Origin of the sequence: Streptomyces sp. NPDC096013 (assembly GCF_044763565.1) — a bacterium.
Classification (GTDB): domain Bacteria; phylum Actinomycetota; class Actinomycetes; order Streptomycetales; family Streptomycetaceae; genus Streptomyces.
The window spans coordinates 58,119-73,587 of record NZ_JBIWGK010000004.1 but is presented as its reverse complement, the minus strand read 5'-3'; the positions used below and the strand labels follow the sequence as shown (position 1 = coordinate 73,587).

At 69.0% G+C, this 15,469-nt stretch carries 12 protein-coding genes and 1 pseudogene; 2 read left to right on the top strand and 11 right to left on the bottom strand.

The window, feature by feature from the left end; genetic code table 11:
- Positions 1-49: 49 nt before the first annotated feature.
- From ACIRB1_RS15210 to ACIRB1_RS15175, 8 genes and pseudogenes are all read right to left on the bottom strand, one after another.
- Positions 50-739, bottom strand: a complete 690-nt coding sequence (locus ACIRB1_RS15210) for a type 1 glutamine amidotransferase domain-containing protein (RefSeq protein WP_403465841.1) — start codon at positions 737-739, stop codon at positions 50-52.
- 150 nt (positions 740-889) lie between these two features.
- Positions 890-1,477 carry a TetR/AcrR family transcriptional regulator gene (locus ACIRB1_RS15205; RefSeq protein ID WP_352181663.1) on the bottom strand — a complete coding sequence of 196 codons (588 nt, stop codon included), beginning with the start codon at positions 1,475-1,477 and terminating at the stop codon, positions 890-892.
- A 199-nt stretch (positions 1,478-1,676) separates the two neighbouring features.
- A complete protein-coding gene (locus ACIRB1_RS15200; RefSeq protein ID WP_352181664.1) occupies positions 1,677-2,153 on the bottom strand; it encodes a hypothetical protein in 477 nt (158 codons plus the stop codon).
- A gap of 293 nt (positions 2,154-2,446) precedes the next feature.
- The gene (locus ACIRB1_RS15195) at positions 2,447-4,114 is read right to left on the bottom strand and encodes a ricin-type beta-trefoil lectin domain protein (protein WP_403465840.1); all 1,668 of its coding nucleotides are present in this window, start codon (positions 4,112-4,114) and stop codon (positions 2,447-2,449) included.
- Between the two features lie 426 nt (positions 4,115-4,540).
- Complete coding sequence (locus ACIRB1_RS15190) at positions 4,541-5,452, bottom strand: hypothetical protein (protein WP_403465839.1); 912 nt, start codon at positions 5,450-5,452, stop codon at positions 4,541-4,543.
- A 4-nt stretch (positions 5,453-5,456) separates the two neighbouring features.
- A complete protein-coding gene (locus tag ACIRB1_RS15185; protein WP_403465838.1) occupies positions 5,457-6,512 on the bottom strand; it encodes an NlpC/P60 family protein in 1,056 nt (351 codons plus the stop codon).
- A gap of 243 nt (positions 6,513-6,755) precedes the next feature.
- The gene (locus tag ACIRB1_RS15180; RefSeq protein ID WP_403466209.1) at positions 6,756-8,327 is read right to left on the bottom strand and encodes an MFS transporter; all 1,572 of its coding nucleotides are present in this window, start codon (positions 8,325-8,327) and stop codon (positions 6,756-6,758) included.
- A 255-nt stretch (positions 8,328-8,582) separates the two neighbouring features.
- Positions 8,583-9,361: pseudogene (locus tag ACIRB1_RS15175) on the bottom strand (MarR family transcriptional regulator).
- An 800-nt stretch (positions 9,362-10,161) separates the two neighbouring features.
- On the opposite strand from ACIRB1_RS15175, the gene ACIRB1_RS15170 reads away from it, so the two are divergent.
- Positions 10,162-11,121: an NADP-dependent oxidoreductase gene (locus tag ACIRB1_RS15170; RefSeq protein ID WP_403466208.1), complete on the top strand. Its 960-nt coding sequence runs from the start codon at positions 10,162-10,164 to the stop codon at positions 11,119-11,121.
- Between the two features lie 657 nt (positions 11,122-11,778).
- Here the strand turns inward: ACIRB1_RS15170 and ACIRB1_RS15165 are convergent.
- Positions 11,779-12,717 carry an SDR family oxidoreductase gene (locus ACIRB1_RS15165; RefSeq protein ID WP_403465837.1) on the bottom strand — a complete coding sequence of 313 codons (939 nt, stop codon included), beginning with the start codon at positions 12,715-12,717 and terminating at the stop codon, positions 11,779-11,781.
- Positions 12,718-12,809: 92 nt separating this feature from the next.
- Entirely contained in the window at positions 12,810-13,442 is a 633-nt protein-coding gene (locus ACIRB1_RS15160; protein WP_403465836.1) for an NADPH-dependent F420 reductase, read from the bottom strand.
- Positions 13,443-13,729: 287 nt separating this feature from the next.
- On the opposite strand from ACIRB1_RS15160, the gene ACIRB1_RS15155 reads away from it, so the two are divergent.
- Complete coding sequence (locus ACIRB1_RS15155; RefSeq protein ID WP_352181672.1) at positions 13,730-14,641, top strand: LysR substrate-binding domain-containing protein; 912 nt, start codon at positions 13,730-13,732, stop codon at positions 14,639-14,641.
- A 20-nt stretch (positions 14,642-14,661) separates the two neighbouring features.
- Here the strand turns inward: ACIRB1_RS15155 and ACIRB1_RS15150 are convergent, their stop codons facing one another.
- Complete coding sequence (locus ACIRB1_RS15150) at positions 14,662-15,411, bottom strand: LmeA family phospholipid-binding protein (RefSeq protein WP_403466206.1); 750 nt, start codon at positions 15,409-15,411, stop codon at positions 14,662-14,664.
- Positions 15,412-15,469: the final 58 nt, after the last annotated feature.

Genomic DNA, 15,469 nt, shown 5'->3' with positions numbered 1-15,469 from the left:
TGCCCGGCAGGGTCGTAGCGCCGCTCGCGCGGCGCCACGAAGGGGACGCTTACGCGCCGGTCTTGGTGACGAGTTCGATGAGCGCGTCGGCGGTCGGACCGGAGGATGCCGGGTTCTGCCCGGTGATCAGCAGGCCGTCCCGCAGGACGTACGGCGCCCAGTCGTCGCCCTTGGAGTAGTCGCCGCCGAGCCGGACGAGCTCGTCCTCGACCAGGAAGGGAACCACCTTGGTGAGCTGGACTCCCTCCTCCTCGCTGTTGGTGAACCCGGTGACCTTCTTGCCGCGCACCAGCGGAGTGCCGTCCTCGTTCACCGCGTGCCGCAGCACACCGGGGGCGTGGCAGACCAGGGCGAGCGGCTTGCCGGCGCGCAGGGTGGTCTCGATCAGCCGGATCGAGGCGGGGTCCTCGGCCAGGTCCCACAGCGGGCCGTGGCCGCCGGGGTAGAAGACGGTGTCGAAGTCGTCGGCGGAGACGGAGTCGAGGCGGACGGTGTGGGCGAGAGCGTCCATGGCCTCGGGGTCGGCCTCGAAGCGCCGGGTCTCGTCGGTCTGGCTGGCCGGTTCGTTGCTCTTGGGGTCCAACGGAGGCTGACCGCCCTTGGGGGAGGCGAGCACGAGGTCGATGCCGGCGTCCTTGAAGCGGTAGTAGGGGGCGGCCAGCTCCTCCAGCCAGAAGCCGGTCTTTTTGCCGGTGTCGCCGAGTTCGTCGTGCGAGGTGAGGACGATGAGAACCTTCATGAGTGCTGCTCCTTCGCGTGATGTACCGGTCATCTGAATGAGTAGACCGGTCGTCTCTTGCTGTCCACCAATATCACCCGCATGGCAGCGGTGTGATCCGATGGGTGGTGGTGCCAGGCGCCGGGGTGCTGCGGATGCCGCCCCGGAGGGTTACAGGTGCAGGAGCCGGCGGGTGACGGTCATCGCGGTGTCCAAGGCGCCGATGTCCCGGTGGATCTTGGCCATGACACTGGCGCCGAGCCACATGTCGTAGAGGACCTGTGCCGTGGTGCGGGCCCCGTCGTCGACCGAGAGGGAGCCGTCCTCCACGCCGGCGGCGATCGTCCGTTCCAGGCGGTCGACTATGGCTGTGGTGCCGTCCTTCAGTGCGAGGCGCATCGACTCCGACAGGTCGGCGACCTCGGCGCCGAGCTTCACGGCCAGGCACTTGCCCTGGCATTCGTCGACGCTCTGTGTGTCGCGCCAGCTCTGCCAGTAGTTCAGCAGCCGCTGCGCCGAGGTCGCGCCCGGCTCGGCGAGGATGCGGTCCATGTCGGCGAGGTAGTCCGTGAAGTAGGACTGCATCATGGCCTCGCCGAAGGCGTCCTTGGAGTCGAAGTAGTGATAGAAGGACCCCTTGGGCACCCCGGCCGCGGACAGGACCTCGTTGATCCCCACCGCGGCGAAGCCCTTGCGGGACATGATCCGCTGGGCCGTGTCGAGGATGCTGCGGCGGGTGTCGCCCTGAGTGGCTGGCATGCTGCCACCCTAGCGCTGAATAGACCGGTCGTCTAGCGAGGGTCGGGAGGCCGCGGCCGATGTCCGCGCGGAAGTCCTCGGCCGTAGGTGATGACCCGGTTGCCGGCGGCCGACAGGGAAGATGCCGCAGGAACGTGACTGGTCGTCGGACCGGTCGGTTCCTGCGGCATCCGGAACGAATCACTCACTCGCGGCAGGCTCAGCTGAAGACGAAGGGTCCGGGCGACTGGGCCGCGCTCGACGTACAGGTGACGGAGATGCCGAAGATGACCATCTTCAGCGAGCCCTTGTAGAAGTCCAGGCTGTCACCGACGGCCACGGTGCCGGGAAGCGGGCCGACGGTGACCGCGCCGCCCGCGGGTATGGCCGGGTTCACGGTGCCGCTGAAAACCCGGCTGGCGCCTGTGGAGTTGGACATGGTGAGCGTTGAGCTGATGGAGTTCGCCGACAGGGCGAGCGGTGTGGTGATGGCCGTGGAACTCAGGGTGATGGTGCCCGAAGTGCTGCTGGTCTGCGTCGCGGTCAGCGTGGCCGCGCCGCCGCCGAAGATGCCGCAGGAGGCGGTGATGGTGGCGGAGCCTGGGGTGACGGCGGCCGACGCGGTGGGCGCGAGGGCGAGCGTCGTGGCTGCGATGACCCCAGCCGCGAGTGCCGCACCTGTGGTTAATCGGTTCATGGGGATCGTGTTCCCTTCCCATTGGTGGGAGTGCCATGTGTGGGATGGCGACCCCGGGCCGGGTGGGTGCGGGCACACTGCGGGGGATCGAAATCTGACGGTCCGTCGGAACTTACGATCCCCATTGATACGCCGCCGACACGGAACGGCATAGTTGAGATCTGGCCGACTGTGTACGAGAGGGCGCGGACCGATCGGCGACATGAACTCACAGGCGCTGTGGGTGAGTTGGGGAGGCCGCAGACAGCCCGTCAGGGAAGGAATCCCCCTCTCCGGAGAGAGGGGGATGATCCTCAGGCCAGGGAGAATTTCTGGGCGCCGGAGCTGTTGCAGTCCCAGATCTCCAGGCGGGTGCCGTTGGCGGTGGCGCCCGACGGTGAGTCGACGCACCGGCCGGTGGTCGGGTTGGACATCGAGCCGTCGGCGTTGACCACCCAGTTCTGGTAGCCGCCGCCGTTGCACGTGGCGAGCTGGAGCTTCGTCCCGTTCGCGTTCACGCCGCCCGCGATGTCCAGGCACTTGCCCAGCGTGCGCAGGGTCTGGCCGCTCCAGGTCCACTTCTGGTCGAGCGAGGTGGACTGCTGGCAGTCCCACAGCTGTACGGCCGTGCCGTCGCCCCCGGTGTCGTCACCCGCCACGTCCACGCACTTGCCGCCCGGTCCGTAGATCGGGGTGCCGATGGCGAACTTCTGGGCGTCGGCACCGTTGCAGTCCCAGATCTGGAGGCGGGTGCCGTTGGCGGTGGCACCCGACGGCGAGTCGATGCACCGGCCGCTGGTCGGATTGCGGAGCGAGCCGTCGGCCTGCCGCACCCAGTTCTGGTAGCCGCCGCTGTTGCACGTGGCGAGCTGCAACTTCGTCCCCGCCGCACTGTTCCCGCCGGCGATGTCCAGGCATTTGCCGAGGGTCTTCAAGGTCTGGCCGCTCCAGGTCCAGTGCTGGTCCTTGGCCGCCGACTGGCAGTCCCACAGCTGCACCGCGGTGCCGTCGCCGCCGGTGTCGTCGCCTGATACGTCCACGCACTTGCCGCCGGGGCCGGTGATCGTCTGACCGGTCACCGAACCGCCGCCGCCTCCGGAGCCAGGCGCCTTGTTGTAGACGGCCACTGAGTCGACGACGAGTTTTCCGCCGGAGATCGTGGCCGCGTTCGGACCCCCGCCGAAGGCGTCGGGGAAACCGCCGCCGATCGCCAGATCGTAGATGATGAAGAAGGGGTGGTCGACCGCGTCGGCCCAGGTCGCCGCGTCCACCTGGTTCGCGTTGACGGTGAAGAAGTTGTTCCCGTCGAGGTAGAACCTGATCTGCTCCGGCGACACCGAGCGGTCGATCTCCGCCGCGTAGTCGTGGAAACCGGTCTGGCAGCCGGAACAGGCGCGTTCACCCGAGCCGATGCCCGTCGACTCGTTGCACGGTCCGCCCGGGTTCACCCCGCAGTGCAGGGTGCTGAAGTCGGAACTGCGGCCGTTGATGTCCTCCATGATGTCGACCTCGCCGGACTTCGGCCAGGTCACGCCGTCACGCAGCGGCGCACCGAGCATCCAGAACGCCGGCCAGTAACCCGCGCCGTTGGCGGTGGTGACATTGGGCTGCTGGAGGACGGACTCGATACGCACCACGCCGCCGGCCGGGGCGCCGAAGCCCGCCGACTGGGTCTCCACGCGGCCGGAGGTCCATCCGCTGCGGGCGTCGGAACCCGAGTGCAGCGCCTGGAGCACCAGGTGGCCCTGACCGTCGTAGTAGACGTTCGAGGTACTGCTGGTCATGGTCTCGATCTCACCGGTGCCGAAATTGCTGCCCGGTCCGGTGTCGTACTTCCACAGGCTCTGGTCGATGCCGGTGCCGGACGCACCGTTGAAGTCGTCGCTCCATGTGAGGGTGAAGCCCGACGGCGTCGGGGGCACCGCCGCCTGAGCGGCCGGCGCCGCGGTGGTCAAGGTGGCCGCCAGGGTCGCCACGACCACGGGAATCAGCGTCAGAGTTCTCTTCCAGCCGCCGCGCCGTGATCTTGCAGAGAGCAGTTGCATCTGTCTTACCTCCGAAGAACAAACAGGATCACGCTTGTTTGCTGTGCCGCCTCGGACTGGCTCCGTCGATAGGCAGGCCCGGAGTAGGGGGGCGGGCTCTCATCAACTCAGGTGACGATTGGTGGTGTTGAGCTGTGTGGGGTTCTGTGCGGGGCAGACGTTATTGGACCAGACCAATACCGTCAAGACTGTGTACAGGGCAACGTCCCGGTAGGTGTCGGCCGCGTCAACGCCTCGGGCGGGGAGGCTCGTTGAGGGGACGCGAAGCTTCGCGCTCCTGCGCGGAGGCCGAACTCGCGCTGCCTGATGGCAAGTTGCCGCCATCGCCCTGAATCGAGGGCGTGGACGACTGCGACGGCCGGTCTACGAGGACGGTTGCGTGGGCCGTCCGGCTCGGCGGGTGAAACGTCGTAGGCCACGGCGGGTGGGCTTGAGGGGCTTGTCCTCGGGAGCGATCGTCTCCGGTCCTGGGGGAAGGGCCGGCAGTGCCGGGCTGTGCTGTTGCAGGTCGCGTTGTTCCAGGCGGTTGCGGACGGCGCGGGCCATGGCCTGGTGAGCCGGTTCCAGCGGTACGCCCTCCTGGGCGAGGCGCTCCCACATGTGCAGCAACTCCGCTCCCCGGGTGGCCACTTGACTCTCGTCCAGCAGCCGCTGCCATGCCGCGGTGGCGCGGGCCACCTCCGGCGCCGCCCGGGTGAGGTCCGTGCGGCAGCGGATGCGTGCCACGGTCAGCGCGAGGACGGTGGAGAGGGTGTAGTCGCCGCGTTGGAAGGCGAGGTACGCCTCGATCGCCCGTGCTTCCAGGGCGAGTTCGTCCTCCGCGCCCCTGCGCAGGGTGAGGTGTTCCCGTAGCGCGCTGGCGAGGACGAACGCGGCGTGCAGTTCCTCGCGCTGGGCGTGCCGGATGATCCGCTCGACCCGGGCGAGCGGCGGGAAGGCCTCCTCCTCCGCGGCGGTACGCTCGCGTCCCGGAGGCAGGTCCTCGTCCTCGGCGATCGTGCGGCTCGAACCGTCGGGGTGGACCCGCAGACGGGCCACCTGCATCACCGTACGGTCGATGACCGTGGCCGCCACCGGGGCACCCAAGGTGCGGGCGAACATGGCGATGGCGTCCAGGATGGCCTCGTTGGGCTGCTGCACACCGCCCATCTCCAGCAGATGGCCGTTGACCACCGTCGAGCCGTCCTCGGCCACGAACGCGTCGAGCCGGATCAGCGGTGGCGCGTTCAGTGCCGGGAGGTTCGCGTCGTTGCGGGGGGTCAGTGGCTGGTTCATCTGTTCAGGCTCCGGGTCGGACCACGCCGAGGATGGGCATCGAGGCGGCCGGCGCCACCGTGACCGAACGTCCCGGCCTCGGTGCGTGCACGATCCGCCCCTGGCCGATGTACATGCCCACGTGGGTGGCGTCGTTGAAGTAGATGATCAGGTCCCCGGGTTGCGCGGACGCCAGGCTGACGTGCCGCAGCCCCTGCCATTGCGCCTGCGAGGTACGGGGTATGGGGTGTCCGGCCGCCGCCCACGCGCTGGACGTGAGTCCCGAGCAGTCGTACGACGAGGGGCCGACCGCTCCCCACACGTACGGCTTGCCCATCTGTGCCATCGCGAAGTCCACGGCACGCTCCGCCGAGCCGGTCGCCTTCGTGTCACTGCCGGAATCCCCGCCGGTCCACCGGGACTTGGCCTGCTGCGCGGCGGCGTTGTCCAACTGGGCGAGTCTGCGCGCCTGATCGCGTCGCAGCCCGTTCTCGATCTGTTCGGCCCGGGCGATCTTCTGCTCGATCTTCCGCTTCGCCGCGGCCTTGGCCGCACGGCTGATCTTCAGCTCGCGGAGCTTCTTCTCGGCCGCGTCGGTCTGCCGGCTCACCTTGTCGCGGGCGCTCTTCTGGCTGTCGGACACGGTGGCCAGACTCCGCAGGGCCTGGCGCGCCTGGGACGCCTCGTCCAGGGCCTGGTCCGGGTGTTCGCCCAGCAGCAACTGGATGCCTGTGGAAGCGAGATTGCCGCCGCGGTACTGGGTGCGAGCGGCCGCGCCCGCGAGATTGCGCAAGTCGCGCACCCGATCCTCGCTCCGCGCCAGGTCCGTGCGCAGCGAGGCCAGCCGCTTCTGCTGCCCTGCTGCCTTCACCTCCGCCGTGTTGTACGCCTCGGTGGCTATCTCCGCCTCGCGGTACAGGCCGTTCAGCTCGGCACGGATGCCCTCGATCGACTTGCCGTCCTGTGGACCGGGTGCTGCCGGCGCCGCGTAACCGGGGGTGGGTAACAGGGCTATCACACAGACGAGGGCGGCCACATGGGCTCGGCTCCATGGCCGTATGCCGCCGGTCGACACGTTCATCAAGTCACTTTCAGAGGTCGCGTACAGGGCGGCTCGGACGGGCGGCACATCCCTCATGCCGCTCGCCCGTACGGAACGTGCGGAGAAGTGTTCGAGACTTGAACACACTACCGTGTGCCACTCGCACGACAGACGTCGGCGTCTCTCCTCGGCGTGTCAACTGGAGTGCCGGCACCACCACTTGCGCCCCCCAAGGGGCCCGACGGTGAAAGACCGCTCACCCTGCGCGGTGTGCCGTGCCGATCAGGCCCGCGTCCGGTGTCCGCTCCCGGACGGCGACGCCGGAGCGGCCGGGGTCGCCACCGTCTCGCCGTCCGTGACCACCGGGGTGCCCTTGCCTCCCGGGTGGCGCAGGGAGATGAGGTAGCCGATGCCCAGCGCGATGGCCATGCCGTAGAGCACCCATTGGTTGGCCTCGGCGAAGTCCATCCGTACGCTCGACATCGCGTCGCGCGCGGCACTCGCGGCGGGACTGCTGCCGGTGGGCCGGCGGGCGTCTCCGTTACCTGTGACCGCCTCGGCGATGTCCTTCGCCACGCCGTTCGCGGTGCCCGAAGGCACCCCGCGGGAGGTGAGGGTCGACACGATGTTCTGGGTCGTCTGGTGGGTGAGGATCGTCCCGAGGACGGCCAGGCCGACACTCGCCGCATAGTTGCGCACGGTCTGTGTGACGCCGGTGACTTCGCCGTAGGAGGCCCCGATCGCACGGTTGACGGCGTCCGTGGAGGCGGGCGCCAGGATGAAGCCGATACCGGCGCCGGCGAGAGCCACGTAGGGCCACTGGTCGTGCATCGACAGATCGGTCAGCTTGTTGGCCCACAGGGCGAACCCGACGGCGCCCAGAGCGGTGCCGATCCTCATCGGCCCCCGGGCACCCTGTTTGTCCAGCATGCGCCCGCCCCACTGGGACGCGATCGCGAAGCCGGCGAAGAAGTACAGCAGATACAGCGCGGCCTGGTTGGGGGAGGCGCTCAGCGAGACCTGGGCGTAGACCGAGGCGAAGAAGAACACCGGGACGAAGGCCAGCATGGCGAAGAACAGCACCAGTACGTCCACGGTGAAGGCTCTGTCACGGAACACCGCGAGGTTGACCAGCGGGTGCCGCCTGCCCCGCTCGTAGCGCCAGAACAGGGCGAGCACCGCCAGACCGCCCGCGATGCAGGCCCAGGTCGCCGCGCTGTCCCAGCCCCAGGAGGCGGCCTGCTGGAAACCGAGCACACTCACACCCATGCCGACCGCGATGAGTACGGCACCGACGACGTCCAGCGACTCCTCGCGCCGCCGGTTCTGGACGTGCGCCATCATCGTCAGGACGAGGGCCACGACGGCGACGGGCACGTTCACCCAGAAGATCGCCCGCCAGGTCCAGGACGTGAGCCAGCCGCCCAGCAGCGGACCGATGGCCGTCAGCGCCCCGGACAGGCCGAAGAACAGAGCCAGGGCCCGGCCGCGCCGTTCCACCGGGAAGACGGCCACTACGACGGCCAGGGCGGCCGGGAACAGGAGTGCAGCTCCCAGGCCTTGCGTCGCCCGGAAGACGATCAGCCAGGTCTGGGCGAAGTCCCCTTTGGGGACACAGCCGCAGAGCACCGAGGAGATGACGAAGACGAGGGTGCCGATGACGACGACCCGGCGTGGCCCGAAGAGATCCGCCAGCCGACCGCCGAGGGCGAAGAACGCCGCCAGCGACAGCAGATAGGCGTTCACCACCCACTGCATGCCCGAGGCCGTCAGGCCCAGTTCGTTGACGATGTCCGGAGCCGCGATGGAGACGATCGTCTGATCGATGAACGTCATCGACACGGCGAAGAGCATGGCCGCGAGGGTCAGCGTCTGGTTCGGGACCCTGGGCGCCGGTTCAGCGGCTGCGCCCCGCGCCGCATGAGTGCCACTCACCTGTTCATTCTCAGCCGCTTCGGCGGGCACCGCATCCGCAGGACGATCACGGCCCCTGGGGGCGGTCCCCGGGTCGGGTGGACGCCGGGCCGGGTGGCCCCGGGCAACGCCTTCGGCAAGTTCCGGGACGGCATTGATGTCGTTGAGGTCGGGGCCGGTGGCGGTTTCTCTGGGTCACTGCGCGTCTGTGGCCTTCAGGACCGCGGCGATGGGTTGGAGTTCGGTGATCAGTTCGTCGAGTTCGGCGGGGGAGAGGGCGTCGTAGGGCGGGGTGGCGAGTTCGTCGGTGAGGGCCTCGATGCGTTGCTTCGTCGCGCGGCCGGTGGTGGTGAAGTGGCCGTCGGCGTCGATGAGTTCGCGTTCGCGCAGGCCGTCCATGACTGTGGCCAGGCGTGCCTTGGGCAGGTGGTGGATGCGTCCGAACGACTCCGGGGGGTGGATGCCCTGTTCCAGAGCGGAGAGCACGTGGGCTTCCGTGCCGCCGATGCGCGCGCCGAGGAGCGCGGCGATGTGTCCGTCCCCGCGGTGTTCGCGCAGCATGGTCGCGGAATGCCACAGCCGGGCGACCGGGTCGCCGGGTACGTCGAGGGTGCGCATGCCGGCGTACATCACCCGGCCTTCGGTGGGGGCGCTGGTAGCGGCCTTGGTGTCAGGTCCGCGGCGCGCACCAGGCCCGGGGAGCCGGCCAGTTCCTCGCCGAGGATGCGCCGCAGGGAGGCCGCGCTGCCCCGCTCCCGTGCGGCGACGGAGGCGGCGGGAGGGATCGTTTCCCAGGCGCTGGGAATGTGCCGTGCGGCTTCCCCGTCGGCGAAGCTGTAGAAGGCCGCGTGCACGACGTGGGCCGGCACCCGTCCCAGAGGTGCGGCGCGGCTGGCGAAGTAGCCGTCCCAGTAGGTGCGGTGGCCGAGTGCGGCCAGTTCCTCGTTGCACTCGTCGGCGGTGAAGGTGACCATGCAGATCGGCTCCAGGAGCTCGAACATGCGGCGGGCGATGTGAGTCGTCGTCGGTTGCAGGCGGGTCGTGTCCATCGGGTTCTCCCTGTGTTCGGTGTGCCGACTTGCTCGGTGTATCGGCTTGGACCGCGCGGCGCACCGAAACTCATCGGCGACCGGAGGGAAGGAGCGCGGATGGGGTGGTGCCTGTGTGAGGGTGCAGGTGGGACGGGGTTCTGGTCCAACTTCTGGGCCCCGTCGCGGATGTGAGGGTGCGTGACGAGCGTGAGCGGGTGGGCATGGCTGTCGGGCTCGCCGACTGGAGTCCCCTTCTGGCCCGTTGCATGCGGCGGAGCGCGGTCGGCCCTGCGTGGGCGTGCGTCACGCTGTGAGCCGGCGGAGGCCGAGGTCTGCTGTGTCGAGTCCGGCGAGGTCGCTGTTTCGTCCGGTTCCAGGTTCGTCGGTGTCGGACGTGAGTACCAGGCACCCCTATGCGGCGGGCCATGCGCTGCATCTCGCGCGGCCTCGCCGTGACATCCCCCAGGGGTGCTCGCCGTGACATCCCCCAATGGTGAACGGTGGCCCCAATGGTGAACGGTGGAGAGAGCCGTCGCGGCGTCGAAGGACTGTTCCCCGAACGGCAGGTGCTCCGCGATGGCACCCGCGCACGGCGCCGAACCCGCGGGCAGCTGGCGCGGCCCGGGGTGGGCGTACCTTCGGCGCAGCTGAAACGGATCGCGCTCCGTTTGTGTTACGGTCACCTCTGTAAACGGAACACGGTCCGTTTCGGTGCGTCGGAGATCTTGAGGAGGCAGACCTACATGCGGGAACTGAGTGATCGGCCGTCGGTGGGTCAGAGCAGGGCGGTCCGGCTCGATTCGTTCGGCGGACCCGATGTCCTGGCTGTCCGCGAGGCTCTCGCGCCGCAGGCCGGCCCGGGACAGGTCCGCGTGCGGGTTGCAGCGGCCGGTCTGAACCCGATGGACTGGTTCATGACCGCGGACGAGGAGACGGCCGCCCGGTTCGGTCTGACCCTGCCAGCGGGCTTCGGGACGGACTACGCGGGGGTGATCGATCAGGTCGGTGACGGAGTGACCGGCTTCGCACCCGGCGACCGGGTCTTCGGAGGTGCCCTGTCCCGCGCGGTCGCCGACTTCGTGGTGGTCGACGCGGGCGGGGAGAAGGCTGCGAACGAGGCTCACCACACCCCTGACGGTGTCGACGACCGCATCGCCGCCACCCTGACGATCGCCGGCCGCACTGCATCCGCCGCCCTCGCCGCGGTCGCCCTCGGTCCGGACGACACCGTGCTGATCGGCGGTGCGGGTGGCGGAGTCGGGGTGTTCGCCGTCCAACTGGCCCGGATCGCCGGGGCGCGCGTGATCGGTACGGGGTCGCCGTCGTCGGCCGACTACCTGCGCGAGCTCGGAGCCGAGCCGGTCGCCTACGGTGACGGCCTGGCCGACCGCGTCGGGGTTATCGCTCCTGGTGGTGTCACCGCCGCGATGGACCTGCACGGGGTGGAGACGGTGCACGCCGCCCGGGAACTGGGCGTCCCGGACGACCGCATCTGCACCATCGCCGCGCAGGTCGATGGCGTGCCCGCGGCCAACGGCGCGGACGCCGCTCCCGGCGCCCTTGAGGAGATCGCCCGGCTGGTTGCGGCGGGCCAACTCCGTGTACCTGTCGCGGAGAGCTTCCCGATCGAACAGATCCGCCGCGCGGTCGAGATCCAGGCTGATCGGCATGTGCGCGGCAAGATCGTCATCGATCTCTCATGACCCTGGGTGACGTGGTGACGGTGCGGCGAGGAGGGACACGCGGTGCCGCGAGGAGGAACACGGGCGCACGTCGGTGCCTCTGTCATCGCGGGTGACGGCGGTCCGGCGGTCCTTTGGAACGGGTGACTGTCCGCTCGACGGGGCCTCGCCGAGCGGACCTACGCCCCCTCTCGCTGGTATCGGTGTGCCCTTGTGGTCGTCCTCGCGGGCACTGGCCTCGACTGTCGGCGGTGACTCGAGAATTCCGGACCGTGATCACGGCGCGGGCTCAGGGGGCGCTGCGACGTCTCCCGACTGGCGGTTGGCCTGCGGCCCGGGATGACGGCAGTCGAGCCGGCATCCGGCATCCGGCGTGCGGCGGCGGTCAGTTGGCCCTTTCCGTCCTCACGCTGACGCGTGGTGAAGGACGACAACGGCGTTCACCGAGTCGGTGATCCGGTTGGTGCTGCGGCGGAGTATCCGCAGGAGGTGCCGGCCCCTGAGGGTGGCGATGGCTCCTCGTCGAGACGGCGGATATGCGTTGTCGGCCCGGCATTCGAGCCCTGCGTCGGCGAGGGGGACCGCTTCGGATGAATCCCATCGCGTCACCGTCTCAACCTCCCCGAGCAGATACGAACTTGCCGGTTGCCGGGCTTGTTTCGGACCCGGTTCCCGCCGTCAGCCGGCGGGGAAATAGTGGCCGTTGTCCATATCGGCGAGCAGGCCGGGCTGGGTGGGTTCCCAACCGAGGGTCCGGCGGGTGATGAGGTTGGACGCGGGGTAGCTCTGCGTGACGATATTCGCGAGGAACCCGAAGTACCCCGGCGTCATAAGGTCATCGTCGGGAACGCTCATGGCGGGCAGGCCCAGGCGACCGGCGATGGCCTCGGCGATCTCGCGGAACGGGATGCCCCCGTCCCCGACCGCGTGCCAGTACCTGCCAGCTGACCCCTTCTCCAGCGCCAGGCGGAAGAGGGTGGCGGTATCGCGGATGTGCACGGCGTTCCACAGGTTCGCGCCGTCCCCGGGATAGCCGACGAACCCCTTTTCCTTCGCGAGCGCGATCAGTGTGGGGAGGAATCCAGCACGATCGGTCGTGCCGTGCGCGATGTTGGCGATCCGCACGACCGATGACCGGACCCCGTGCTCGGCGAGGTCGACAACGGCCCTTTCCACGGTATTGCGGATCCGCAGGGTGCCTTTGTGCTCCTCGTCGGCGGGCAGGGCCGGGTCCTCCTCAGTGGCCGGCCGGCCCAGGTGCTGCCCGGGTGAGCCGATGCTCCCTGCCGTGACGAGCGGCTTTCCGGTTCCCGCCAGTGCCTCGCCGTACGCGAGCATGATCGGGAGTTCCGCAGCGGCCACGGCGTCCATTCCGCCGTAGGGCAGCAGATCCTGCCTGTGAGCGACGTGGATGACGCCGTCGGAGCCTGCGGCCGCCTTCTTGAGTCCGTCGAGATCCTGAACGTCGCCGCGACGCACTTTCGCGCCGAGCGCCGACAGGGCCGCCGCGGAAGCGTCCGACCGGGCCAGGCCGGTGACCTCGTGCCCGGCGGCTATCAGGTCGGGGATGATGTAGGAACCGGAATGGCCGGTCCCCCCTGCGACGAATACGCGCATCTAACTGTCCTTGTGAGGGTAGGTGCAGGGTCTTTTCGTGCCGTGGGTGAACTGGCGTAATGCGGCACGAGAGGTAGTGGTAAGGGGTGGGCTCAGTCGAGAAGGGTGATGCCGAGAGAGAAATTGGTGTGCTTGACGGAGTGGTTCATGAGGCCCAGCTCCAGCAGGCCGACGTTCTCCAGCGCCCGGGCCATGAACAGTGCCCCGGTGTCCCAGGGGCGTAGCCCCAGGCTCTCGATGAACGCCGACACGTGTGCCTTCGCCTGTGCGTCGTCGCCGGCGATGAACACGTCCAGAGGGCGGCCCTCGGCCGGGCCGGCCTCCAGAACGTGGGAGAACACGGTGTTGAACGCTTTGACGACATGGGCGTCGTCGGGAGCCGCCTTGGCGATCTCCTGTGCGCCGGAACTTTCGTCGGGGACGACGAAGCCCCGCAGGTCAGGAGCCACGGGGTTAGTGACGTCGACGATGATCTTGCCGCGCAGTGCGTCCCCGTACTCCTTCACCACCTCCGTCGCACCGGCGTAGGGCACGGCGAGGACGACGATGTCCCCGGCGGGAGCGGAGCCGGCCGTCCCGGCGGTGGCGCCACCGAGCGCGGCGGCCAATTCCCTGGCCTTGTCCGGGTCGCGGCCGAGGATCTCGACGCTGTTGCCGCCGGAGAGCGACCGGGCGGCCAGGGCGCGGGCAATATTCCCTAGGCCGATAATGCTGATGCTGCTCATGGAATTCCTGCTTTCTGGAGTTGGACAGGACGTCATGCCCGCCGGTCGTTTTTCATGGTTGTGCCGTCGAAGCCGTCGAAGCCGTCGAAGCCGTCGAATTATGCGAAGGGGAGGCGCTCAAAATCCGATGTGCTCAATCTGGCGCTGAGTCCTCCGCCGTTGAATTCTTGTGGCGAATTCGCTCGGGCCGTTCGGTACTTATTCAGGTTGCCATTTACCTGATTAGGCGTCCAAGACCCTTTTCGGGCGTGGTGATACCCTCGGGGCATCACCAGCCGGGAGATGCCATGGATCTGGACCTGCGCAAACTGCGTTACTTCGTTGCCGTGGCCGAGCAGTTGCACTTCGGCCGTGCCGCCGATGAGCTTCACATCGCCCAGCCGGTGCTCAGTCGGCAAATTCGTGCGCTTGAGCAGGATCTTGGTGCCTCGCTGTTCACCAGGGATCGCCACGGCGTGGAGCTGACGGATGCGGGCCGTCAACTGCTGGCCGACGCCGGCCCGTTGCTCGCCTCGACCCACGCGGTCCGCCGCCGGGTGTCAGCGGCCGCCAGCGGCAAGCGGCGGCTGATGGTCGGTTTCCGGGCCGGTGTTGCCGTCACCCCGGCAGCCCGGGCGTTCGAGGTCCAGCACCCGGACGTGGTCGTGGACGTGCAGCGGATCGAAGGGGACGACCAGGCTGCGATGCTGCTCGACGGCCGCATCGACGTCGGCTATGTGCGGCTGCCCATCGACGAGACCGGCCTACGCGTCACCCCGCTGTACACCGAGCCGAGGGTGGCGGTGCTGCCCGCCGGACATCGGTTGGCCGGCAAGGAGGAGGTCACCGAGGAGGACCTGGCCGACGAACCGCTGGTCTGGCACGGTGATCCGAGCACGCAGCCCACCAAGCGCCCGCTCCCCAATGCCGGGTATCCGGTGCGCGGGGTGGACGAGACTCTCGAGCATGTCGCGGCCGGACGGGGCGTCTCCTTCCTGGCACGTTCGGCGTCCGTGTTCTACTCGCATCCGGATGTTGTCTACGTGCCCATCCCACATCTGACGCCCGACCAGGTGTGCCTCGCGGTGGCGGCATCTCACATCTCGCCGCTAGTGGAGGACTTCGTCTCCGCGGCTCAGTCGACGGCCGAGATCACCGCGGAATGCGGGAACTATGAGATGTGGCGGCTCGGAGGGGACGCCGTCACGAGGCATGCCTGAGGAGTGCGGCTGGCTCCCGTTCAGCCGGCGCTGCTGAGTGAACTGGCCTGACGGAGCGGTGCTGTTGCGGGTCTGACCTCTGAGCCGGTTTCCTTCTTCGGCCGGCAGTTGTCTGCGGGGGCCCGGGAGCGCCTGTGACCGGCGGCGGCGCGGTGGGGGACCGTACCGGTGAAGGAGTTGGCTTCGGCCCGGGCCCGGCCGGCCTGCGGAGTGTCCCAGGCGTGGGCATGTAGCCGGGCTGGGTCGCGCGGGTCTTCGGGCGAGGCCCGTTGCTGACGCGCCGAGCCGGGGGAGTGGCAGGCGGCGTCGGGAGTGTCAGGGTGCCTCGCCAACCCTTCCGGGTGTCGCCACAGGGCCGATAGTGAGCCCCAGGGCGCCGGACTACTCCTGGTAAGAGACGAAGGCGATCTTGGTCGTGGGAGCGAGCGGCGCGCGTCGGCCGGAGCGGTCGGCCCGTCCATCGTCATGTCGAGCGTGATGACCGGCGGTGGCCTCGTCTCATCGGCGGTCATGTCCTCGGCTGCGATGCCAACTTGGTCGAGGCGGACCCGGGTGACCTGGGTCAGTATCGGGAAGCCCTGGGTGGTCACCTTCGGCTCCTGCGGGTTGCGTCCGTCGGTTCCTGGAACGCGGCAGCGACCTTGCGTTCGGTGCCGTTGGCCACGGCGCTCTCTATCGGCGGCGCCGCGAGGGCGGCTCCTAAGGCGAGGGCTGCCGAGAGTGCTGCGTGACAGGACGCCGGTGGGGTGAGCGGAGTAACGGCATGTCATCCCCAGTGGTGCGCCGGACCGGAAGCGCCGCTGGGAACACCTCGCGGCCGACCGATGA